This is a genomic window from Vibrio sp. 1557, assembly GCF_033340175.1.
Classification (GTDB): domain Bacteria; phylum Pseudomonadota; class Gammaproteobacteria; order Enterobacterales; family Vibrionaceae; genus Vibrio; species Vibrio alginolyticus.
Genome location: NZ_JAWOVZ010000077.1, coordinates 815 through 1,811, shown reverse-complemented (window position 1 = coordinate 1,811; position 997 = coordinate 815). Strand labels below are relative to the sequence as shown.

Here is a 997-nt window from a genome sequence, read left to right as displayed (position 1 = left end):
AAGATCAGACGAGAACTCTTGATCACGGAAAACCGTCAAACCTTCTTTCAAACTCAACTGGAACCAATCACGGCAAGTCACGCGGTTGCCTGTCCAGTTATGGAAGTATTCATGGCCAATCACAGCTTCAATACCCAAGTAATCGCGGTCTGTCGCCGTTTGGTCATTCGCCAGAACAAACTTAGAGTTAAAGATATTTAGGCCTTTGTTTTCCATTGCGCCCATGTTGAAGAAATCAACCGCCACGATCATATAAATATCGAGGTCGTATTCTAGACCAAAGCGTTCTTCGTCCCACTTCATTGAGTTGATTAGCGATGTCATCGCGTGACCCGCTCGGTCTAAGTTGCCTTTATCGACAAAGATTTCTAGGTCAACGTTGCGACCAGACATTGTGGTGTATTTATCGCGAAGAACATCAAAGTCACCAGCGACAAGCGCAAATAGATAAGCTGGTTTTGGATGTGGATCTTGCCATTGCACCCAATGACGACCGTTCTCTGCTTCGCCTTGTGCAATACGGTTACCATTGCTGAGCAAGTATGGATATGTTGCTTTATCTGCAATGACTTTGGTTGTGTATTTTGCCAGTACGTCTGGGCGATCTAAGTAATACGTGATGCGGCGGAAGCCTTCTGCTTCACACTGTGTACAGAATGCACCACCAGATTTGTACAGACCTTCAAGTGCGGTGTTGGCTTCAGGATCAATTTTAGTGATGATTTCAAGTTCGAACTCAGCAGGTAAGTCAGACAGTACTAGGGACGCCTCTTTTACTTCATGATGCGCCCAATCTTCGCCGTCCACCTTAACTGAACGAAGCTCTAACCCTTCACCATCCAGTTCTAGAGTCGTTGATTCACCCTTTTGAACTACTTTTGATAGTGCAGTAACGATGGTGTCGTTGTCGTAAAGATCAAACGTAAGATCAATATCAGTAATTGTGTGGGATGGCGCTTGATAATCTTTACGATATTTCGCCTGGGGAGCTTGAGAC

The 997-nt window shown here is 45.1% G+C and carries 1 protein-coding gene; it reads right to left on the bottom strand.

The window, feature by feature from the left end; genetic code table 11:
* The coding region (locus R7070_RS24680) for a M1 family aminopeptidase (RefSeq protein WP_318141342.1) at positions 1 to 997 on the bottom strand (997 nt) is incomplete at both ends.